At 68.9% G+C, this 22,489-nt stretch carries 17 protein-coding genes and 1 tRNA gene; 11 read left to right on the plus strand and 7 right to left on the minus strand.

Annotated elements, in window-relative coordinates; genetic code table 11:
* The first annotated feature begins 147 nt into the window (after positions 1-147).
* Complete coding sequence (fabF, locus tag CNR27_RS07985) at positions 148-1,389, plus strand: beta-ketoacyl-ACP synthase II (protein ID WP_096297755.1); 1,242 nt, start codon at positions 148-150, stop codon at positions 1,387-1,389.
* A gap of 263 nt (positions 1,390-1,652) precedes the next feature.
* Here the strand turns inward: fabF and cysS are convergent, their stop codons facing one another.
* Complete coding sequence (gene cysS, locus CNR27_RS07990; protein ID WP_096297757.1) at positions 1,653-3,020, minus strand: cysteine--tRNA ligase; 1,368 nt, start codon at positions 3,018-3,020, stop codon at positions 1,653-1,655.
* A 273-nt stretch (positions 3,021-3,293) separates the two neighbouring features.
* Between cysS and CNR27_RS07995 the strand changes: the two genes are divergently transcribed.
* From CNR27_RS07995 to CNR27_RS08030, 8 genes are all read left to right on the plus strand, one after another.
* On the plus strand, positions 3,294-3,665 hold the full coding sequence (locus tag CNR27_RS07995; protein WP_342744057.1) for a hypothetical protein: 372 nt from the start codon (positions 3,294-3,296) through the stop codon (positions 3,663-3,665).
* A 288-nt stretch (positions 3,666-3,953) separates the two neighbouring features.
* The gene (locus tag CNR27_RS08000; protein ID WP_096297759.1) at positions 3,954-4,964 is read left to right on the plus strand and encodes an N-acetylornithine carbamoyltransferase; all 1,011 of its coding nucleotides are present in this window, start codon (positions 3,954-3,956) and stop codon (positions 4,962-4,964) included.
* A 51-nt stretch (positions 4,965-5,015) separates the two neighbouring features.
* On the plus strand, positions 5,016-6,221 hold the full coding sequence (locus CNR27_RS08005; RefSeq protein WP_096297761.1) for an argininosuccinate synthase: 1,206 nt from the start codon (positions 5,016-5,018) through the stop codon (positions 6,219-6,221).
* Between the two features lie 143 nt (positions 6,222-6,364).
* Positions 6,365-7,480 carry an acetylornithine deacetylase gene (locus CNR27_RS08010; protein WP_096297763.1) on the plus strand — a complete coding sequence of 372 codons (1,116 nt, stop codon included), beginning with the start codon at positions 6,365-6,367 and terminating at the stop codon, positions 7,478-7,480.
* A gap of 52 nt (positions 7,481-7,532) precedes the next feature.
* The gene (locus tag CNR27_RS08015) at positions 7,533-8,858 is read left to right on the plus strand and encodes an acetylglutamate kinase (RefSeq protein WP_096297765.1); all 1,326 of its coding nucleotides are present in this window, start codon (positions 7,533-7,535) and stop codon (positions 8,856-8,858) included.
* A 10-nt stretch (positions 8,859-8,868) separates the two neighbouring features.
* Positions 8,869-9,819, plus strand: a complete 951-nt coding sequence (argC, locus tag CNR27_RS08020; RefSeq protein ID WP_096297767.1) for an N-acetyl-gamma-glutamyl-phosphate reductase — start codon at positions 8,869-8,871, stop codon at positions 9,817-9,819.
* Between the two features lie 49 nt (positions 9,820-9,868).
* Complete coding sequence (gene argH, locus CNR27_RS08025; protein WP_096297769.1) at positions 9,869-11,164, plus strand: argininosuccinate lyase; 1,296 nt, start codon at positions 9,869-9,871, stop codon at positions 11,162-11,164.
* Positions 11,161-11,427 (plus strand): YciI family protein, encoded by a 267-nt coding sequence (locus tag CNR27_RS08030; RefSeq protein WP_096297770.1) that lies wholly within the window; start codon positions 11,161-11,163, stop codon positions 11,425-11,427. The genes argH and CNR27_RS08030 overlap by 4 nt, the downstream gene beginning before the upstream one ends.
* 87 nt (positions 11,428-11,514) lie before the next feature.
* On the opposite strand, the gene pgaD is transcribed toward CNR27_RS08030, so the two are convergent.
* From pgaD to CNR27_RS08060, 6 genes are all read right to left on the minus strand, one after another.
* Positions 11,515-11,955 carry a poly-beta-1,6-N-acetyl-D-glucosamine biosynthesis protein PgaD gene (pgaD, locus tag CNR27_RS08035; protein ID WP_157745319.1) on the minus strand — a complete coding sequence of 147 codons (441 nt, stop codon included), beginning with the start codon at positions 11,953-11,955 and terminating at the stop codon, positions 11,515-11,517.
* Positions 11,952-13,211: a poly-beta-1,6-N-acetyl-D-glucosamine synthase gene (gene pgaC, locus CNR27_RS08040; protein WP_096297774.1), complete on the minus strand. Its 1,260-nt coding sequence runs from the start codon at positions 13,209-13,211 to the stop codon at positions 11,952-11,954. The genes pgaD and pgaC overlap by 4 nt, the downstream gene beginning before the upstream one ends.
* Before the next feature lie 2 nt (positions 13,212-13,213).
* Positions 13,214-15,106, minus strand: a complete 1,893-nt coding sequence (gene pgaB / locus CNR27_RS08045; protein ID WP_245815574.1) for a poly-beta-1,6-N-acetyl-D-glucosamine N-deacetylase PgaB — start codon at positions 15,104-15,106, stop codon at positions 13,214-13,216.
* Entirely contained in the window at positions 15,103-17,148 is a 2,046-nt protein-coding gene (pgaA, locus tag CNR27_RS08050) for a poly-beta-1,6 N-acetyl-D-glucosamine export porin PgaA (RefSeq protein ID WP_157745321.1), read from the minus strand. The genes pgaB and pgaA overlap by 4 nt, the downstream gene beginning before the upstream one ends.
* Positions 17,149-17,343: 195 nt before the next feature.
* A complete protein-coding gene (locus CNR27_RS08055) occupies positions 17,344-18,564 on the minus strand; it encodes an MFS transporter (RefSeq protein ID WP_096297778.1) in 1,221 nt (406 codons plus the stop codon).
* Positions 18,565-18,666: 102 nt separating this feature from the next.
* Positions 18,667-18,743, minus strand: a tRNA-Pro gene (locus CNR27_RS08060).
* A 186-nt stretch (positions 18,744-18,929) separates the two neighbouring features.
* Here CNR27_RS08060 and cydD point away from each other — a divergent pair.
* The gene (gene cydD / locus CNR27_RS08065; protein WP_096300440.1) at positions 18,930-20,708 is read left to right on the plus strand and encodes a thiol reductant ABC exporter subunit CydD; all 1,779 of its coding nucleotides are present in this window, start codon (positions 18,930-18,932) and stop codon (positions 20,706-20,708) included.
* Positions 20,705-22,381 (plus strand): thiol reductant ABC exporter subunit CydC, encoded by a 1,677-nt coding sequence (gene cydC, locus CNR27_RS08070; RefSeq protein ID WP_096297780.1) that lies wholly within the window; start codon positions 20,705-20,707, stop codon positions 22,379-22,381. Before cydD ends, cydC begins: the two co-directional genes overlap by 4 nt.
* Positions 22,382-22,489 lie beyond the last annotated feature (108 nt).

Here is a 22,489-nt window from a genome sequence, read left to right on the forward strand (position 1 = left end):
GCGCGCGTCTGCCCGCCCCGCTGGCGGGTCGCGCCACGGTCCCGGTCGCGTTGCGGCCGGACCGACATGTTCCAGCACGAGGCCGCCTAGCGGCCTCGCGCGTATTGGCGGCGAGCACTGCCGCTACCGACTTCTCAGGAGTTGAAAATGGCCAAGCGCCGCGTCGTCATCACGGGCATCGGCATCCTCTCGCCACTGGGCAACGACCTGGCTTCGAGCTGGGACGGCATCGTCAATGGCCGCTCGGGCATCGGCCCGATCACCCACTTCGACGCTTCGAACTTCGCCACGCGCATCGCGGGTGAAGTGAAGGGTTTCGATGCGACCCAGTGGATCGCGCCCAAGGACGTCAAGAAGATGGACCCCTTCGTCCACTACGGCGTTGCCGGTGGCCTGATGGCGATCGCCGATTCGGGCATCGATATCCGCCAGTCGCCCGATGCCGAGCGCATCGGCGTGGCGATCGGCGCGGGCATCGGCGGCCTCAAGGGCATCGAGGAAACCGCGGTCAAGTACCACGAAGGCGGCCCGCGCAAGATCTCGCCGTTCTACGTGCCTTCGACGATCATCAACATGATCTCCGGCCAGGTCTCGATCATGACCGGTGCCAAGGGCCCGAACATCGCCGCGGTCACCGCATGCACGACGGCCACGCACAACATCGGCCTGGCGATGCGCATGATCCAGTACGGCGATGCCGATGTGATGGTGGCCGGTGGCGCCGAGTTCGCGACCACGCCGACATCGGTCGGCGGCTTCTGTTCGATGAAGGCCCTTTCGACGCGCAACGATGATCCGACCGGCGCCTCGCGTCCGTGGGACGTTGGCCGCGACGGCTTCGTCATGGGCGACGGTGCGGGCGTGCTGGTGCTGGAGGAGTACGAGCGTGCGAAGGCGCGTGGCGCGCGGATCTACGCCGAGCTTGCGGGCTTCGGCATGAGCGGTGACGCCTACCACATGACCGCGCCAAGCGAGAACGGCGAGGGTGGCGGGCGTTGCATGCGCGCCGCGATCAACGATGCCGGCATCGATCCCTCGCAGATCGGCTACATCAATGCGCACGGCACCTCGACCCCGGCCGGCGACCTGGCCGAGACGATGGGCATCAAGGGCGTCCTCGGCGAGCACGCATCGAAGGTGATGGTCAGCTCGACCAAGTCGATGACCGGCCACCTGCTCGGTGCGGCCGGTGGCGTGGAGGCGGTGTTCTCGGTCATGGCCCTGCACACGGGCGTGATTCCGCCGACCATCAATCTGGATACGCCGGACGTCGGCTGTGATCTCGACTACGTGCCGCACACCGCGCGCGAGCACCAGGTCGACTACGTCATGTCGAACTCGTTCGGCTTCGGCGGCACCAATGGCTCGCTGGTGTTCCGCCGCGTCTGACGGCAGCGCCTGCCCGACGCAGAAAAGGCCCGCGCAAGCGGGCCTTTTCTGTGCGTGCGGTCCCGCTCGCAGCTCGGCGACGGCGACGGCGACGGCGAGGTCGCGCGGGCCGTGACGACGCGGCGGCGCGCGGAACGCCGGCTGTGTGCTGTCCGGCGCGTACTTTGGCGGTGCGTGTGTTCCGGGTTTCGCGGAGCTGCCGCTGGATGGTCACCGCACGCAGTGACCCGGCGTGTACCGGGTGGCGCGATCGGAAGATCCGATCAGCCGCGTTTCCAGCGCACGCCCTGCGACGTGTCCTCGAGCACGATCCGCTCTGCCGCAAGCTGGTCGCGGATTGCATCGGCGCGGGCGAAGTCGCGGGCCTGCTTGGCGGAGACGCGCTCGTCGATCAACGCCTGGATGCGCGCATCGTCATCATCGCTGGCGCCCCGGGCGAACCAGTCTGCGGGCGCCTGCTGCAGCAGGCCCAGAGCCAGCCCGGCGCCCAGCAGTTCGGCCTTGAGGGCCGTGCGCGCCGACGCGTCGCTGGCCTTGCGCGCCTCGCCGGCGATGCGCGACAGCTCGGCCAGCGCCGCCGGCGTGTTGAGGTCCTCATCGAGCGCGCTTTCGATGCTGGCCGGAATGCGCGCCGCGGCGTCGACGTCGCCCAGATCGCGCAGCGTGCCGTAGAGCCGGTCCAGCGTACGCACCGACTGCTCGATCAGCCCGTCCGACCAGTCCAGAGGCTGACGGTAATGCGCAGACAGCAGGGCATAGCGCAGCGCTTCGGGCGGGTGCGCGCGGACCAGGTCATGGACCCGCTCGATGTTGCCGATCGACTTGGACATCTTGCTGCCGGCAAACGTCAGCATGCCGTTGTGCAGCCAGACCTTCGCGAACGGCGCGCCGCCGTGGGCGCACTCGCTCTGCGCGATCTCGTTCTCGTGGTGGGGGAACTGCAGGTCCACGCCGCCGGCATGGATGTCGATGGTCGGGCCCAGATGCGCAGCGGCCATCGCCGAGCATTCGATGTGCCACCCGGGCCGGCCCGTGCCCCAGGGCGATTCCCAGCCGGGCAGGTCGGGCGTGGAGGGTTTCCACAGAACGAAATCGCCAGGATCGCGCTTGTACGGCGCAACCTCGACCCGCGCGCCGGCGAGCATGTCTTCAGTGTCGCGGCGCGAAAGCTTGCCGTAGCCGTCGAAGCTGCCGACCGCGAACAGCACATGGCCCTCGGCGGCGTAGGCGTGGCCGCTGTCGATCAGGCGCTCGATCATCGCGATGATCTCGTCGATATGCGCCGTGGCGGCGGGTTCGATGTCCGGCGGGGCGATCCCTAGCGCGGCCATGTCCTCGCGGTAGGCGGCGGCAAAACGGTCGGTGATCGTCGAGATCGGCACGCCCTGTTCGCGCGCGGCGGCATTGATCTTGTCGTCCACGTCGGTGATGTTGCGCGCGTACTTCAGCGCGCCATGCCGGCGCCGCAGGAGGTCGGCCAGCACGCCGAACACGACCGGTCCGCGCGCGTTGCCGATATGCACGTAGTTGTAGACCGTGGGTCCGCAGACGTACATGGTCGGGCAGGCGGGATCCAGTGGCGCAAACGGCTCGACGCGTCGCGTGAGGCTGTTGAAGAGATGCAGGGACATGTCGCGCTCGCCGGGGAAACCGCACGATTCTACCGGCGGTCGGGCCGCCGCGCCCGATTCCGTCGGTGCGCTCGCTGGCGCGCCACGGCTGCGGTCAGGCAGGCGCACGACAGCGCCGATTCAGCCCGGGGACGGGGGGCGGCCTACACTGGCCCGGTGTCCAATCCGTTTCGCGCCCACCTCTGCCCAAGCGCTGCACTGCCTGTCGTGGCGGTGCTGATGGCGTGTGCGTCGCCCGCGTTCGCGCAGGGCGCCCCCCCGGAAAATGCGCGGATGGAGTATGCCCAGGTGCTGCGCGCCGAGCCGGTCTACCAGACCCTGCGCGCAACCAGCATGGTCGAGCGCTGCGAAGCGACGACCCCGGTGAATGCCGACGATCAGCGGCGCGGGGTCGCGCGCTGGGTGGGCGCGGTCAAGGACGTGCTGCGTTCGGACGAGGATCTGGTGGAAGAGGTCGACCGCTCGGCAGGTGGCAATTGCCGCATGGTGCCGATCGAGCGCGAGTTCCGCCGGCCGATCGCCTACGACGTCGACTATGTGCACAAGGGCGTCAAGTACCGCTCGCGGTTGCCCTATGACCCCGGCAACCGCTTGCGCGTGCGGGTATCGGTGACGCCGGTGGTGCCGCCGGCCAGCGAACGTTGAACCGCAGCGTCGTGGCGGTTGCAGCGCAGCGCGCTGCGTGCGAGGATGCGCGCCTCATGAACGCCCTTCGCACCGACGCCGACATCCTGACCTCCGCCCGTATGGCGTCGGGCATGACCTCGCGCGCGCGTCGACCGGAAGCCCACATCTTCCCGGGTTGATCGAACGCGCGTCGCTTGTGCGAGCTGTTCTGCAGAAACCCGGCCGATGCCGGGTTTTTTCGTTTTCCGGAACTCCGATCCGCCGCGTCAACCGATCCTTCCTTCCATCGCCTCCACGAGATTCCCGATGACCGCGATCCGACACTTCCTCAACACGCAGGACTGGTCCCGACCCGACTTGGACGCCCTGCTGGCCGACGCTGCGCGCTTCAAGCGCGAGAAGCTCGGTGACGCGCTCAAGGGACGTTCGATCGCGCTGGTGTTCTTCAATCCGTCGATGCGCACGCGCACCAGCTTCGAACTCGGCGCCTTCCAGCTCGGCGGCCACGCCATCGTGCTGCAGCCGGGCAAGGACGCGTGGCCGATCGAGTTCGACCTGGGCACGGTGATGGACGGCGACACCGAGGAGCACATCGCCGAGGTCGCGCGCGTGCTCGGCCGCTACGTCGACATGATCGGCGTGCGCGCGTTCCCGAAGTTCGTCGACTGGTCGGTCGATCGCGAGGACCGCGTGCTCAGGGCCTTCGCGCATTACTCGCCGGTGCCGGTGATCAACATGGAGACCATCACCCATCCCTGCCAGGAGCTGGCGCACGCGCTGGCCCTGCAGGAGCATTTCGGCACGTCCGATCTGCGCGGCAAGAAGTACGTGCTGACCTGGACCTATCACCCCAAGCCGCTCAACACCGCGGTCGCCAACTCGGCGCTGACCATCGCCACGCGCATGGGCATGGACGTGACCCTGCTGTGCCCCACGCCCGATTACGTGCTCGACGAGCGTTACATGGACTGGGCTGAAGCCAATGTGGCCGAGAGCGGGGGCTCGCTGCAGGTCAGCCACGACATCGAAAGCGCCTATGCGGGTGCGGATGTGGTGTATGCCAAGAGCTGGGGCGCGCTGCCGTTCTTCGGCAACTGGGCGCCGGAGAAGCCGATCCGCGACCGGTACAGGCACTTCATCGTCGATGAGGCCAAGATGGCGCTGACCAACAACGGCGTGTTCTCGCACTGCCTGCCGCTGCGCCGCAACGTCAAGGCGACCGATGCGGTCATGGATTCACCGCAATGCATCGCCATCAACGAAGCCGAGAACCGCCTGCACGTGCAGAAGGCGGTCATGGCGACCCTGATGCGCTGACGCACGCCGCACCCGAAACCGAATTTTTCCGCATCCCCACGGACCATCTCCATGACCAGCGTCAATACCTCCCGCGACATCGTCCTCGCCTTCTCCGGTGGCCTCGACACCAGCTTCTGCGTTCCCTATCTCAAGGAGCAGGGCTGGACGGTGCATACCGTCTTCGCCGACACCGGCGGCGTGGATGCCGAAGAGCGCGCCTTCATCGAGCAGCGCGCGGCTGAACTGGGCGTCGCCAGCCATGTCACCGTCGACGGCGGTCCCGCGATCTGGGAAGGCTTCGTCAAGCCCTTCGTCTGGGCCGGCGAGGCCTACCAGGGCCAGTACCCGCTGCTGGTCTCGGACCGCTACCTGATCGTCGATGCCGCGCTCGCGCGCGCCGCCGAGCTGGGCACCAATGCGATCGCGCACGGCTGCACGGGCATGGGCAACGACCAGGTGCGGTTCGATCTGGCGGTCAAGGCGCAGGGCGACTACCGCATCGTGGCGCCGATCCGCGAGATCCAGAAGGAACATACGCAGACGCGCGCCTACGAGCAGGCCTATCTGGAGGAGCGCGGCTTCGGCGTGCGCGCCAAGCAGCAGGCCTACACCATCAACGAGAACCTGCTGGGCCTGACGATGTCGGGCGGCGAGATCGACCGTTGGGAAGCGCCGGGCGAGGGTGCCCGTGGCTGGTGCGCGCCGCGCGCCGAATGGCCGGAGGCACCGTTGCAGGTCAAGGTCCGTTTCGAGCAGGGCACTGCGGTCGCGCTCGACGGCGAAACGATGCCCGGTGCGCAGATCCTGGCCAAGCTCAATGCACTGTTCGCGCCCTACGGCGTGGGCCGCGGCGTCTACACCGGCGACACCGTGATCGGCCTCAAGGGCCGCATCGTGTACGAGGCGCCGGGCCTGGTCTCATTGCTCGCCGCGCACCGCGCGCTCGAAGACACCGTGCTGACCAAGCAGCAGAACCGCTTCAAGCCCGAGGTCGCGCGCAAGTGGACCGAGCTGGTCTACGAGGGCTTCTTCCACGATCCGCTCAAGGCCGATATCGAGGCGTTCCTCGCCTCCTCGCAGGCGAAAGTCACCGGTGAAGTGGTGCTGGAAACCCGCGGCGGCCGCGTCGATGCGGTGGCGGTGACCTCCCCGCACATCCTCAACGCCAAGGGCGCCACGTATGCGCAGTCGGCGGATTGGGGCGTGGAAGAAGCCGAGGGCTTCATCAAGCTGTTCGGCATGAGCTCGACGCTGTACGCGCAGGTCAACCGCTGAGTGCTTTCAGCCCCTCTCCTTCGGGAGAGGGGCTGAGGGACGCGCGACCAGTTCGATCGCGCGAGGTCGCGCCCCTCATCCGCCCCTTCGGGGCACCTTCTCCCCGCGGAGAAGGGTTTGTCGTTCCAGAACCGTCCGACGCCATGACCGACCTGCTGACCCACACTCTCGACCACCTCCAACAGCTGGTGTCCTTCGATACCCGCAATCCGCCGCGTGCGATTCCGGCCGAGGGCGGGATCTTCGACTACATCCGCAGCCGCCTGCCGGGCTTCGAGGTCGAGGTGATCGACCACGGCGCCGGCGCGGTGAGCCTGTACGCGGTACGCGGCACGCCGAAGGTGCTGTTCAACGTGCACCTCGACACCGTCCCCGACTCCCCCGACTGGAGCGCCGATCCGCATGTGATGCGGCGCCTCGACGATCGCGTGGTCGGTCTGGGCGTCTGCGACATCAAAGGCGCCGCGGCGGCGCTGATCGCAGCGGTCAATGCCGGTGACGGCGATGCGGCATTGCTGTTCTCGTCCGACGAGGAAGCCAACGACCCGCGCTGCATCGCCGCGTTCCTCGCCCGCGGGCTGGACTTCGATGCGGTGATCGTGGCCGAGCCGACGAACTGCGAGGCCGTGCTCGCGCATCGCGGCATCAGTTCGGTGCTGATGCGCTTCGCCGGCACCGCCGGCCATGCATCAGGCAAGCAGGATCCGGCGGCCAGCGCGCTGCATCAGGCGATGCGTTGGGGTGGCCGTGCCCTGGACCATGTCGAATCGCTGGACCACGCGCGCTTCGGGGGGCTGACCGGCCTTCGCTTCAACATCGGCCGGGTCGAGGGCGGCATCAAGGGCAACGTCATCGCACCGGCCGCCGAGCTGCGGTTCGGGTTCCGGCCGCTGCCGTCGATGGATGTCGACGACCTGCTGGCGACATTCGCCGGCTTCGCCGAACCCGAGGCCGGCCATTTCGAAGAGACCTTCCGCGGGCCGAGCCTGCCGTCGGGCGCGGCTTCCGATGGGAGTGCTGCCAATGCCGAGGAGCGGCGTCTCGCCGCGCGCGACATCGCCGATGCCTTCGATCTGCCGATCGGCAATGCGGTCGATTTCTGGACCGAGGCGTCGCTGTTCTCGGCGGGTGGCTACACCGCGTTCGTGTTCGGACCGGGCGACATCGCCCAGGCACACACGGCCGACGAGTTCGTCACCCTGGCGCAACTGCAGCGCTACGCCGACGCCGTGCACCGGATCATCAACGCACCGGCCTGAGCCGGCCGACCTGTTTTTCCCCATTCGCCGTCCCATCCACACAAGCCGACCCGTGAACATTCCCGCCACCCACGTCCAGACCCGCCAGACCATCGTGCGCCTGCTCTCGAGCATGGCCAGCGCGAAGGAGATCAGCCAGTACCTCAAGCGATTTTCGCAGCTCGACGCCAAGCGCTTCGCCGTGGTCAAGGTCGGGGGCGCGGTACTGCGCGACGAGCTCGACGACCTGACGTCCTCGCTGTCGTTCCTGCAGGAAGTCGGCCTCACCCCGATCGTGCTGCACGGCGCGGGCCCGCAGCTCGATGCCGAACTCGCCGCGGCCGGCATCGAGAAGCAGACCGTCGACGGCCTGCGCGTGACCACGCCCGAGGCGCTGGCCATCGTGCGCCGCGTGTTCCAGGCGGCGAACCTGCGCCTGGTCGAGGCCCTGCAGCGAAATGGCGCGCGTGCAACCTCGATCACCGGCGGTGTATTCGAGGCGACGTATCTCGACCAGGCGACCTACGGCCTGGTCGGCGAAGTGAACGCAGTGAACCTCGCGCCCATCGAGGCCAGCCTGCAGGCCGGTTCGATCCCGGTGATCACCAGCCTGGGCGAAACCGCGTCGGGACAGATCCTCAACATCAACGCCGACTTCGCCGCCAACGAACTCGTGCGCGAACTGCAGCCCTACAAGATCATCTTCCTCACCGGCACCGGTGGCCTGCTCGATGCCAACGGCAAGGTCATCGATTCGATCAACCTGTCCACCGAGTACGACCATCTGATCGAGCAGCCATGGCTGCATGGCGGCATGAAGGTCAAGATCGAGCAGATCAAGGCACTGCTCGAAGGGTTGCCGATGGCGTCGTCGGTCTCGATCACGCGGCCGGCCGACCTGGCCAAGGAGCTGTTCACGCACAAGGGCTCGGGCACCCTGGTCCGCCGCGGCGAGCAGGTGCTGCGGGTGACCGAATGGTCCCGGCTGGATCTGGCGCGGTTGAAGTCGCTGATCGAATCGAGCTTCGGCCGCGAACTCGCGCCGGACTACTTCGAGCGCACGCCGCTGCTGCGCGCCTACGTCAGCGAGAACTACCGCGCCGCGGTGATCCTCACCGAAGGCGACGGGATGGTGTACCTGGACAAGTTCGCGGTGCTCGACGACGCGCAGGGCGAGGGCCTGGGGCGCGCGGTATGGAACGTGATGCGCGAAGAGACCCCGCAGCTGTTCTGGCGGTCGCGCCACGACAACGCGGTGAACATTTTCTACTACGCCCAGTCAGACGGCTGCATCAAGCAGGAAAAGTGGAAGGTGTTCTGGTACGGGCTCGACGGCTTCGAACAGATCCAGCGCTGCGTCGCCCATTGCGCGGCGCGCGTGCCGACGCTGGTCGGTTGAGGGCACTGCAATGACCCAGAAGAAGACCATCGGCATCGTCGGCGCGCGCGGCCATACCGGCCGGGAGCTGATCCGCCTCGTCGCCGCGCATCCGGGCCTCGAGCTCGCATTCGTGTCCTCGCGCGAGCTGGGCGGCCAGCGCGTCTCCGACCACAACGACGGGTGGCAGGGCGATCTGCGTTTCGAGAACCTCGACGTCGATGCCGTTGCGGCAAAGCGTGCCGATGCGGTGATCCTCGCGCTGCCCAATGGCAAGGCCGCGCCGTTCGTCGCCGCGATCGATGCGGCCAAGCCGGACACCGTGATTGTCGACCTGTCGGCCGATTACCGCTTCGACGCCGGCTGGTACTACGGACTGCCGGAACTCACCCGCGGCCGCTACGCCGGCCAGCGCCGGATCAGCAATCCCGGCTGCTATGCGACCGCGATGCAGCTGGCGATCGCGCCGCTGGCGAGCCGGCTGGCCGGTCCGCCGCAGTGCTTCGGGGTTTCCGGGTATTCCGGCGCCGGCACGACCCCGTCGGACAAGAACAACCTCGAGCTGCTGGCCGACAACCTGATGCCTTACGCGCTGACCGATCACGTGCACGAGCGGGAGGTGTCGAAGCAGTTGGCGCTGCCTGTCGAGTTCATGCCGCACGTCGCGCCGCATTTCCGTGGAATCACGATGACGGTGAACATGTGGCTGTCGTCACCGATGTCGCGCGATGCGGTCAAGGCGCTGTTCGAGGCGCGATATGCCGACGAACCGCTGGTCGAGGTCATCGACGATGCGCCGTGGGTCAGCCGCATCGCCGGTCGCCACGGCGCGCAGATCGGCGCGTTCACGATGGCGCCTGGTAACGGACGCGTGGTTGTCGTGGCGACGCTCGACAATCTGCTCAAGGGCGCGGCGACGCAGGCGATGCAGAACCTCAATCTCGCGCTGGGCTTCGACGAGCTCACCTCCATCCCGCATTGATCCTCCTCCGCAGGCGTGCGCGCCTGCGGATCCGAAAACGGAATCCGACATGAGCACTCTCCTGTGGCAGAAGCCCGGCGTCGCCGTCGACACCAAGATCCAAGCGTTCCTCGCCGGTGACGACGTCATCCTCGACCGCGAATTCTTCCTGCACGACATCGCCGCGAGCGCCGCGCATGCGCAGGGCCTGCAGCGCGTCGGCATCCTCTCGGCCGATGAACTCGCTGGCCTCGAGCGCGAACTGGCCATGCTGGCCGAGGATTTCCGCAGTGGCGCCTTCGTACTCGACGAGCGTTTCGAGGACGGGCATTCGGCCATCGAGGCGCGCCTGACCGAACGTCTCGGCGATGCCGGCCGGCGCATCCACACCGGCCGCAGCCGCAACGACCAGGTGCTGGTCGCCACGCGCCTGTGGCTGAAGGAAAAGCTGGAGCGGCTGGCGACACTCTCGCGCGAGATCGCGAAGGTCGCGCTCGACCGCGCCGAGGCCGAGCGCGCGCTGCCGATCCCCGGCTACACCCACATCCAGCGCGCGGTGCTGTCCTCGGGCGGCATGTGGTGGTCGGGCTGGGCCGAGGCCTTCATCGACGATGCGGTACGCGCACGCGACACGCTGGCGCTGATCGACTGCAATCCGCTCGGCACCGCCGCGGGCTATGGCGTGAACCTCGCGCTCGACCGTGACCACACGACCGCCGCGCTCGGCTTCGCGCGCCTGCAGGTCTCGCCGGTGTATGCCCAGCTCTCGCGCGGCAAGTTCGAACTGGCCGCGCTCGAAGCGCTGGGCAGCGCGACACTGGACCTGCGTCGCCTGGCCTGGGACCTGTCGCTGTTCACCAGCGCCGAATACGGTTTCGTCGCGCTGCCCGCGCAGTACACCACCGGCAGCTCGATCATGCCCAACAAGCGCAATCCCGACGTCGTCGAGCTGATGCGCGCTACGCATGCCAGCGTCGCCGCGGCGCGCACCGAGATCGAGCAGCTGCTGTCGCTGCCGTCGGGATACCACCGCGACCTGCAGAGTTCCAAGGGCGCGATCTTCCACGGTTTCGGTCGCGGCCTGGCCGCGCTGGAACTGCTGCCGGCGCTGCTGGCGAACCTGGAATGGCGCGAGGATCGCCTGCGCGCCGCGGTCGATTCGGGCATGTACGCCACCGATGTCGCCGTCGAGGCTGCGATTGCCGGCGTGCCGTTCCGCGAGGCCTACCAGGCCGCCGCGGCCAGCACCGATACGGCCGGGCAGGGCCGCACGCCGGAAGGCAGTCTCGCCGCGCGCACGTCACCCGGCGGCGCGGCCGACCTGCGTCTGGACACGTTGCGCGCGCGCTGGGCTGCGCTGGCATGACCACGACGGTGCGCTATCTCGTCATGGCAATGCGCCGGCCCGGCTTCGATGCAGCGGTCATCGCACCGCACCGGGCCTTCCTCGAAGAGCTGCGGACCCGCGGCCTGCTGGACATGGCCGGCGGCTTCGCCGACGGAAGCGGCGGCGCCTATGTGCTGCGCAACATCGAATCGCTTGCGCAGGCCCAGGCGATCGTGGCCACCGACCCACTGGTGCTGCAGGGCGCGAGCGATCTCACCGTCCGTGCATGGCACGTGCACTGAGCGAGCACTGTCCGAACGTGGCGGGTGCACGGCGGGTGCCGCGTCCCCTGCAGGTCCGTTCCAGCGCGCAGCGTTTCGCGCGCTCGATCAGCTGTCCGTCTGTACCGACACCGCTCGTGCGTCGTCGTCCACGACCACCCGCATGATCCGTCCGTCGCGCAGCTTTGCCGCCAGTTCCGGCGTGGCCCCCAGTGCCAGGCGTACGTCGTCGTCGATGATGCTGGCACGGCGCTGGCGGCGGTCGGTCTTCGAGAAGCGGGCGCGGTTGTATTCCGCCCAGCCGATCAGCAGGACGGCACAGACCACGGCGATCAGCGGTAGCGACAACAGCAGGAACGGTTCGACCTCGTTCTGGTTGAGGTAGAGCCGCATGTACGCGGTGCGCGCGCCGACGTACCACGCCACCACGGTGACGAGCGGCACCCAGAGCCATACATAGAGTGTCCACGCGGCGGCAGTGAGCGCGCCCGATGCAAAGCGTTTGCCGGGGCCGCGACTCGGGCTGTGGTCGATGATGGGCGGGGTCATGCGGTGGCGCCTCGGTCGGGGCTGGTCCATACCGCGCGTTGGCGGCGTCGCAGCAGGGTGCGGGGAAGGGCGACGACAGCGGTCAGCATGCCAAGCATCCAGAACGCGATCGGGTACCAGATGACCCAGTAGAAGTGCCGGGCCATCTTGTCCTCGTAGCGCCGCTCGATGATCAGGCTGGTCGCAAACTGCAGCATGCAGACGAAGGCGAGCACCACACCATGCCAGCGCGGCAGGATGGATTCGACGTGGATGGCGGGCGGCAGCTGGATGAATTGCCCGACCAGCCACAGCACGATGATCGTCAGCATGACGTAGGCCCAGGTCAGGCTCAGCAGATACTCGAGCAGGATCCCCCACATGCGTCGCTTCTTCCACGCGAGTACGTCGCGGCCGTGGCTGAGCAGCACTTCCACGCCGCCACAGGCCCAGCGCAGGCGCTGCGCCCACAGGCCGCGGATGGTTTCGGGCATCAGGATCCAGCACAGCGCATTGGGCTCGTAGCGGATATCCCAGCCGGCCAGCTGCAGGCGCCAGGAGATGTCGATGTCCTCGGTGACCATGCGGTCGGACCAGAATCCGACGTCGTGCAGCGCTGTTCGCCGGAACGCGCAGATCACACCCGAAATCGTAAACAGCCGGCCGTAGGTCCGCTGCGCGCGCTTGATCAGGCCGACGATCGCGGAGAACTCTCCGATCTGCATGCGCCCCATCAGTGTGGTGCGGTTGCGGATACGGGGGTTGCCGGTGACCGCGCCTACGCGCGGGCCGTCGACGAGCTGTCCGACCATCCAGCGCACCGCGTGCGGATCGAGCACGGCATCGGAATCGACGCAGACCAGATAGTCCGAGGTCGCCGCGAGCGTGCCCATACGCAGCGCATTGGCCTTGCCCTGGTTCTGCGACAGATGGATCACGCGCAACCGCGGATGGTCGGCGACCAGTGCAGCGAGCAGTTCCGGCGTGCGGTCACTGCTGCCGTCGTCGATCGCGATGATTTCGAAGTCAGGGTAGATCTGCGCCGACAGCGCGGTGATCGTCTCGACGACATGGTCCTGCTCATTGAAGCAGGGGACCAGGATGGATGCGAACGGGGCAGACGCCAGTGCTGGCGGTGCGTCCGGCCGCGGCTTTTTCCGTTCGCGGCGCAGGTAGTAGTACACGCCGCCGACGATCCAGAAGCACGCCATGACCATGGGATAGAAGAAGGCGAAATTGAACAGCCAGCGGATCCACGGAAGCGATGTCCAATCCATGTTCAGCGCTCCAGGTAGGGGAAGGCACGGGCGGACATCGCGTCGCGTGCATCCTCGAGCGGCGGTTGCCCGCCGATGAAGTCGTCGGGGTAGTAGCCCAGATGGCGGACACCCAGCGCCTGCAGCATCCGCGATTGCGCGCGCAGGGCCGCGCCGGGCAGGGGCGCAGGCCCGCGCCAGTCCACGGTCTGCAGCTCGAACAGCGTTCTCTCCGCCCCTCCGGGAACGCGTAGCACCGCGTCCGCGAGCGTGCGCAGCCAGGCGTCGGCCCCACCGGCGTTCTCCATCTGTGGCATCGCCATCAGCGCGGTGACGTCGTAGGCGGCGAGAAAGGGCTCGAGCCGCTGCGCGAACCAGGCTTCCGACACGGGCTCCAGCACCGGCCGCGCAAACAGGTTGCGTGCGGTCATGAGCTTCGGCCGCCCGCGCTCGGCCGCGGTCCTGAGTCTCATCGTGAAATCGATCAGGGCCTGTGTGCGCGCGGCGGGAATGCCATCGCCGTAGGCGGGGATCTCATCGTCGCGCAGGTAGGCATCGTCATGGAACAGCAGACCGTCGAAATGGCTGCTGGTCGCGAGTTCGGCGTAGATATCCGAGACGATCTCCAGGGTCCGCGGATCACCGGGGTCCAGGCGCGGAATCTCGTTGTCGCCGGTCGCTGCGATCTGCAGCTCGCGCTGCAGATCCGTGTCGGCCAGTTTGAAGCCGAGCACCGGCATCCAGGCATAGACACGCACCTGGGCACGCGTGCGCAGCTGCCACGCGACGCGGTTGAACAGGTCGGCGCGCATCGGCATGTGCCGGCTCGGGAAGTACACAGCTTCGGCGGCGCCGTCGCCGTCGGGGTCGGCGAACGCCTGCAGCCACACGTGGCTCGGGCCGATGTCGTGGATGCGCTGCACCAGCACATCGACGTTGCGCGCCAGCTGCGCCGGGTCTTCGTCGTAGACGTAGTCCAGGTCGATCTGGATCGCGCGCATGCCGTCGAGCGACAGGTCGCGGCGCAGTTCTCCGGCCAGATCGCGCACGTCGGGGTTGCCGTGGATCAGCAGGCGCGCAAGGCTGGCCAGGGACGCCTGGTCGGCACTGTCCTCGCCCTGCAGGCCCAGATCGGCTTGCTGCGCGCGGCCTTCGAGATCGAACGACAGCGACATGCCCAGCGCGGTGGCGATGCCATTGGCGGGATCGTTGTAGGCCGCGTAAGGCCACACGATCACCCGTGGTGCCTGGCCGATGTTGCGTTCGATCAAGGCGCGGCTGGTCTGCAGGTCGGCTTCTATGCGCGCGCGCCAGGCGGCGTCGCTCTCGTAGACGTGGCGCTCGCTCCAGACGCGCGTGACCGCGGCCGGCGTCTGGTTGCCGAACGGATTGCCGGGCACGCCGCGATGCAGGTCGTGACTATGCGACCCGATCTCGACCAGCCCGCTGTCATGCATCTGGCGCAATTGCGCCCAGGTGAGGAAGTCCTCGGTCGTCAGATCGGACGGGCCGTAGGGCACCCGCTGGTCCGCCGGCAGTTCGACCCAGCTGGTCACTGGGGCCACCAGCGCGGGCCAGTTGTAGGCACGCAGCAACGGGAATGCATGCGTGTAGACGCTGCGCAAGCCATCGTCAAAAGTCAGCAGCACGGCCTTGTCCGGCAAGGTGCCGCGTCCGGCTCGCGCATCGATGACCGCCTGCACGCTGACCGCCTGGTAGCCGTGTGCCCGCAGCCAGTCCAGGTGCTGGGCGAAATTGGTCGTGGACACCGCATAGGGATCGGGATCGCCCTTGGGCGCCACGTCGTCGCGGATGTCGTGATAGCTCAGCACCAGCAGCGAGGCCCGGGTTGGTGACAGGGCCGACAGCAGCGCCAGCAATCCGGCAGCGAGCCAGCCGCGTGCGGACGGCATCATCGGGCACCTCCCCAGCGCAGTTCGATATCGAAGGCGACGCGCTGCTCGCGCAGGCCGTCATAGACCGGACGCGACCATGCCACGCCGTATTCCAGCTCGTGTCCGTCGCGCCGCCACAGGTGGCGATAGCCCAGCGACGGCACCCAGTGCGTACCCGCGTCACGCTGCCAGTACGGGCCGGCCAGCAGCTCGATACGCTGCTGGAACGCGGTCTCGTAGCGCCGCCAGGTGATGTGGTCCAGGCGCAGGCCGAGGTGCGCCGACGCGTCGCGTTCGGGATTGAAGTAGCCCACCGTGTCGCCGCGCGAGCTCCGGCTGGCATAGACCGACAGCAGGCTGTCGACCATCAGGTGAGGTCGCGTCATCAGGCGCTGCGCGGCACCGACGCCGAGCTGGTCGCGCGTGTTGCCGTCGTCGTAGCGCAGCCGTGACAGCCGGCCCTGCAGCGCGAAGGTGTCGCTGGGTACATAAGACGCGGTAAGCATCGCGCTGTCGGCATCAATGCCCAGACGCCGGGCCTGCAGCGAGGTGTCCTGAGCGTTGCGCGCGAGTTCCACGCCGGTGCGCCAGGCATCGTTGAAGCGCCAGTCTGCGCCGAGTGTCCACGTCGCGCCGCTCGATGCGCCACCGGCTGCGCCGACCGTCGCCCATGCACCGAGCCTGTCGTGGCGATACCAGGTGCCGACGCCGGCGGCGCGATGCCGGACGCGGCCATCGATGAAATCGGCCCAGTCCTCGTGTGCGAACACGCCGGCCCGCCAGTGGTCGTCGATCAGCGGCGAACGCACTTCGAGCGCCCAGCCGCCATCGCGACTGCCGAACGGCGAGATCCAGGGGTCGGCGCCATCGCGCTGGCGGCTGCGACCACGGCGCGCCGACAAGGTTGCCTGCACCCCGCGGTGGCGGTCGAGATCGCGTTCGACACGGTCCAGTCGCGGGTCCTCGGGATGCGCCTGCCGGAGCGTGGCAACTGCCGAGCGCGCCTCCCCGATGCGATCGAGCGCGGACAACGCAGAGACCTGGCCGGCGAGTGCGTCGCGGGCGCCCGGCGTCATCGTCAGTGCCATCCTGTAGCGTTCCAGCGCCGCGCTCGGTCGCAGCCGGCGCGACTGCACGGCGCCGTATGCGGCCTGCAGCCCCGGATTGGCCGGTCCGATGCCGGTGAGTGGCTGCAGCATGGCCTCGGCGCGCGCATGGTCGTTGGCATAGGAATGCGCCAGCGCGTGGTTGAGATCGGCGCTGTAGCGGTCCCAGTTCTGGTACCCCGCGGCAGCGCCGGCCTGGCGCGGCCAGGCGGCCTGCGATGCGGCGAGGGTCTCCATCAGCGGCAGGGCGCGGTCGAAGCGCTCGGTCTCGATGAAGGCGTAACCGAGCAGGATGCGGACGTTGACGTCGTGCGGCTTGTGCGCGACCGCGGCCTCGAGCACGGGGATCGCGTCGGCCGGGCGGCGCAGCGCGAGCAGCGAATCGCCAACGGTGCCGAGGATGTACGCAGGAACCTCGATACCGTCATCGAGCAGTGCCTGGTAGCCGGCCACGACCGCCTCGTGCCGCTGCAGGTGGTTCAACGCCGACAGCGCATCCACACGCAGGCGCGTGGCTTCCCAGGTCGTGGCGCGCGGAGACTCGCGCTGCATGCGCTCGAGGGCGGCCAGCGCTGCCTGGCTTTCCGCCAGTCGCGCGGCCGGGGTTTCGGGCTCCACGCGCCCCCAGCCGATGGCGCGGGCGAGCGCATCGCCCTGGATGCGTTCCCGCTCGAAATCGGCAAACAGTTGCGGACGCTGCGCCATCGCCTCGGCCGCGAGCGCCGACGCGCCCAATGCGTCCAGGGCGAGGACCCGCTGACGGAAGGCGTCGTTGTCGCCGGGGTCTGCAGCCAGCCGTCCCTGCGCTGCATGCAGCGCGGTCGTGGGGCTGCGGGCGGCATTGTCCGGATCGGCCGCGGCAGGTGCCTCGGCCGCCAGAACGGGCGGAATCGACGACCACAGGGTGGCGGCAAGGACATGCGGAAGATACGCATGGCGCAACAGGGCGAAGGGCACGAAGGGGGCATCCGGAAGAGGGCGACGTCGAATCGCACTCCTCTGCGCTCCGACCGCACGCATCCTGTTGTGACGTGCGTCAAGGATTCGTGTGTGGATCCTGTTAATTAACCAATTATTCAGTTCTGCTCGCCGCACGGGGTACGACCTGCAAGGGCTTGGCCGGGGCGTGGCTGGTGCGACTATCCGCAGCGCTCAGCGCTCAGCGCGGTGCCAGCTGTCCTCGAGGACACGCGGCTGGCAGGCCAGCCAGCCACCGGTCAGCAACACGCCGACCACCAGGTACAGCATCGCGAACGGCCAGTGCCAGCCACCGGTGGCGGCATGCAGCACACCGAACAGCAGTGGCCCCGCGCAGCTGAGGGCATAGCCGACGCCCTGCATGAAGCCCGAGAGCGCCGCCGAACCGGCGGGCGAGCGGGTGCGCAGGTTGATCAGGGTCAGGCTGAGCGGGAAGGTGCAAGTGCCCAGACCGATCAGCATCACCCACACCACCGGGGCGGCGAGCGGGGCGAGCAGCAGCCCGGTGAACGCGACCACGTGACAGGCGGCGCACAGGGCCACCAGGACGAAGGGATTGCGCATCCGCACGGCGATCGAAGGCATGCCCAGCGCGCCGATCAGCCCGAAAGCGGCGAATACGGCCAGCATCGCACCGCCGAACGCCGGTGATGCGCCGGCCTGGCTCAGCAGCAGCGGCAGCCAGGTGAACATCGCATAGGTGATCAGCGAGGTCGTGCCGAACATCAATGCCATGCCCCAGGCGATCGGCGAGCGGCTGGCCCGGCCGGGTGGCGTCGTGGTGGGCCCGGCCACCGGCGCGGGCGCCGCCAGCGCGTCCCGATGGTGCAGCAGCATCCACAGCCACGGCATGGCCGCGGCGACCGCCGTGACCGCCCAGGCGCCCATCGAAATGCGCCAGCCCAGCGCATCGGCGACCGGCACCGCCAGCAGCGCCGGCAGCATCGTGCCGAGCTGTAGCACGGTGATGTAGAGCGTGCTGACCGCGCCGACGCGGTCGGGGAACCAGCGCTTGACCAACGGAGGCAGCACCACGTTGCCGATGCCCATGCCGGCGAGCGCGATCACCGCCCCAAGAGCCAGCACGGCCACGTCCTGTGCCAGCGATCGCACCACCAGCCCCGCCGCGGCCAGCGACATCGCCAGCAGTGCCGTGCGTTCCAGTCCGATGCGGCGGGTGAGCGCCGGAGTGGCCACGCCGAACACGGCGAAGGCCGCGGTCGGCAACATCCCGAGCAGGCCGGCCGTCGCCGCGCCGAAGCCGAACGCGAAGCCGAGCACGTCGAGCAGCGGCGTCAGTGACGTCACCGCGGTGCGCAGGTTGAACGCGGACAGTGCGATGCCGGCAAGCACGAGCGTAGGCAGCAGGCGCGGCGCGGTGGGGCGGAACGTCATCGCGGCACGACACCGTCGAAGGCCGCGAACCGGGCGCGGCCGGAAAACGAAAAAACCGGCACGAGGGCCGGTTTTCGATATCACCTGCCGCATTGCTGCGGTTGGTCGGGGAGACAGGATTCGAACCTGCGACCTCTACGTCCCGAACGTAGCGCTCTACCAGACTGAGCTACACCCCGAAGGTGAGCCGCGCATTCTACTGATGCCCCCCGGATGAGGGCAAGCACTTCCTGAAAGAAAAAATCAGCGCCGGATGTATGCCGGCGCTCTGGGCCACGTCCGGCGCGGCGGCCTGCGATAATGACGCCCTGCGATGCCGGCCTGCGGTGTCCGCGTTTTTCGGATTCCGCGATGACTTCTCCAGCATGAGCCCCTCCTTGCCCGCCACGGACGTTGCAGCGCAGCGTCGTCAGCGCGGCCGCTGGCTCGACGCTCGGCTCGCACCGTTTCGAGGCCGCCACCGTGCTGCGTCCGCCTGCGTCGTGCTCGCGGGCTGGCTGTGGATCCCGCAGGCCGCGGCGATCGCCTGGGCGCTCGATGCGGTGTTGTTCGCCCATGCCGGTCTCGCCGCATTACCCGCGCCGCTGGGCCTGCTCGCCGCGACCCTGATCGCGCGCCCGCTGCTGACCTGGATCGGCCAGCGGCTGCAGGCGGACGTGGTCGAATCGGTGCTTGCGCAGCTGCGGGTCGGGCTCGCCCGGGCGGCGGCCGATCGCGGTCCGCTGTGGTTGCGCGGTCAACGCAGCGGCGCACTGGTCGCGCTGTCGACCGGGCATGTCGATGCGACCGCCGGCTACTACGGCGGCTATCTCACAGCGCGCGCCGAGACGATGGCCGTGCCGTTGGCGATTCTCGTCGCGGTGTTCGCGGTCGACTGGATCGTCGGGCTGGTGCTGTTGCTGACCGCGCCGCTCGCCCCGTTCTTCATGATGCTCATCGGCATGGGCGCTGAAAACGCCGGCCGCCGCCAGCTCGCCGCGCTCGCCCGCGCCGGTGCGCACTTCACCGACCGCCTGCGCGGGCTCGATCTGATCCGTGTCTATGGTCGCGGCGAGGCCGAGCTCGCGCAGGTCGGGGAAGCCACCGAGACCATCCGCGTGCGCAGCATGCGCGTGCTGCGCATCGCCTTCCTGTCGTCGGCAGTGCTGGAGTTCTTCGCGTCGGTCAGCGTCGCCCTGGTCGCGGTGTACTTCGGATTCACCTATCTGGGCATGCTGGACCTGCGGGGCGAAACGCTGAGCCTGTCGACCGGTCTGTTCTGCCTGCTGCTGGCGCCCGAGTTCTATGCGCCGATGCGGCGGCTCGCGGCGAACTACCACGATCGCGCCAACGCGCTGGCCGCAGTCGCTGAAATCGAGGCCACATTCGACGGGCTGCCGGAAATCGAAGCGGAACCGCTCGCGTCCCGGCGCATGGACGCGGACCTGGCCGAGGGCCAGGCAGTACCCCGGCCGTCTGCCTCTCCAGCGCCTGAGCCGCCCGGCGACCAAGGCGCCAAGGCGCATTCCCCGGCTCGACCGCTGGTCAGCGTCGCCAATGTCGTCCTCCGTCACCCCGGCGCGCGCGCGCCGGCATTGCAGGACGTTTCGCTCCAGGTCCCCGCCGGCGGTCGCCTGGCCCTCGTTGGTCCGAGCGGCTCGGGCAAGAGCACGCTGCTCGACGCACTGGCCGGATGGCTGCCAGCGGAGACCGGTCGCATCGACGTCGCGCCAGGCACGCGCATCGCGCTCGCCAGCCAGCGGCCCTGGCTGTTCCACGGCAGCATCGCCGACAACCTCCGCATCGGTGCGCCCGATGCGAGCGACGTCGAACTCGCCGAGGCGGCGCGCGTGGCCCAGGTGACGCGGTTCGCTGCGCGGCTGCCCGATGGCTTGGATACGCCAATCGGCGAGCGCGGCTTCGGGCTGTCCGGCGGCGAGGCGCGACGCGTGGCTTTGGCGCGGGCCCTGCTGCGGCGTCCCCGTCTGCTGCTGCTCGATGAACCCACCGCGTTCCTGGATCCCGGCACCGAGGCCGACCTGCTCGCCGCGCTGGATGCGTATCTGGACGAGTGCACCGTCATCGTCGCGACACACAGCGATGCCGTCGTCGCCTGGGCGGGTGCGTCCTGGCAGGTGCCGTCGCCGACCGGGGCCGCGCCATGAACGACCAGGACCTGGCCCGGATCGGATCGACACGGGAGCTGCTGCGCGCTCATCGGCGTGGCGTGCTGTTGGCGGTCGGGCTGATGCTGCTTACCCTGGCCGCGGGCATCGGCCTGCTCGGCCTGTCCGGCGGCTTTCTGACTGCGGCCGCGCTGACTTACGGCACGCTGGGATCGTTCAACTTTTTCTCGCCCTCGGCCGGGATCCGCGGGCTGACCCTGGCGCGAATCGTCTCGCGCTATCTGGAAAAGCTGCTCGGCCACGACACCATGCTGCGGATCGCGCGCGATCTGCGCAGCTGGTTCTTCGCGCGCGCCCTGCGGCTGAGCCCTGCGCAGCTGGGGCGCCTGCGCACCGGGGACCTGCTGGCCCGGCTGCTCGATGACATCGATGCGGTCGACGGTCTGCTGCTGCGCGCGACCGGGCCCTTGCTGGCACTGCTCGGGATCGGCCTGCTGGGCCTGGGCGTCGTGGCCTGGCTGCACCCACCCAGTGGCGTCTGGCTGGCACTGGTCGCGGGCGCGCTGGCCCTGGTGGTGCCGGCGCGTGTGGCATGGCGACGCGAAGCCGTGGAAGCCGAGCGTGCACAGCGCCGCGGCGCCCTGCGCGCGCGCCTGCACGAGCTCTACGAAGGCCGCAACGATCTCGCCGCGCTGGACGCCACTGCCGCGTGGCTGGCGCGGGTTGCGGACGACGCCGACGAAGTCGCGCGGATCGAGCGCGCGCGCCGCGGCCGGCTGGCCGATGCGCAGGTCCTGCACGGCGGCATCGCTGCGGTCGGGCTGCTGGGGTTGTTGTGGAGCGTGGCGACCGGCGTCACCACTGCCGGCCTGCCGGCCCCACACGCTGCGGCGATCTTCTTCATCGCCATCGGCCTGTTCGAGGCCTGGGCCGGCGCCGGTCTCGCGTGGCAGGCGCTGCGGGCCGCGCGCGCTTCGATCACCCGGCTCGATGCCGTTGCCGGTGCCGCGCCGGCGGTTGCCGATCCGCCGGAGCCTGTCCCGGTACCGGAGCGCGGCGCGCTGCGGTTCGAGGACGTGACTTTTGCATGGACGCCCGGGGCACCGCCGGTGCTGGATGGGCTCGCGCTCACCATCGCCCCGGGCGAGCGCGTCGCGATCAGCGGCGACAGCGGCGCAGGGAAATCCACGCTCAGCGCGCTGGTGCTGCGCAGCGCCGACGCGCAGTCGGGCCGGGTGACCTGGGGTGGCGTGGATCTGCGCGCGATGGCCCAGGCGGACTGGTATGCGCGCATCGGCTGGTTGCCGCAGAACGCGCCGATCTTTGCCGGCCGCGTCCGGGACAACCTCGGTTTTGGCGCCCCGCACGCCGACGACGCGGCGATGTGGGCGATGCTGGCCCAGGTCCGGCTGCGCGCCTGGGCCGAGCGTATCGGCGGCCTCGATGCCTGGATCGGCGAGTCGGGCGCGACGATGTCGGCCGGCCAGGCCCGTCGACTCGCACTGGCGCGGGCGCTGCTGCGGGATGCACCGCTGATCGTGCTCGACGAGCCGACCGAAGGCCTGGACCACGACACCGCCGACGGGCTGCTGCGTGAACTGCCGGACCTGCTGGTCGGGCGCAGCCTGCTGCTGATCACCCATGGCACGTTGCCGCCGGGCCTAGTCGACCGCCATCTGTGGTTGCGCGACGGACGTCTGCACGACGCATGAATCGGTGTGGACGGAGTAGCGGCCGTGCACGCCCTCGCGCGCCGCCGTAGTTCCACAGAGGCCACCGCGGCGCGCGGCGGGGACCGACTAGAATGTCCACCTCCATCC

This window comes from Luteimonas chenhongjianii (assembly GCF_002327105.1).
GTDB classification, from domain to species: Bacteria; Pseudomonadota; Gammaproteobacteria; order Xanthomonadales; family Xanthomonadaceae; genus Luteimonas; species Luteimonas chenhongjianii.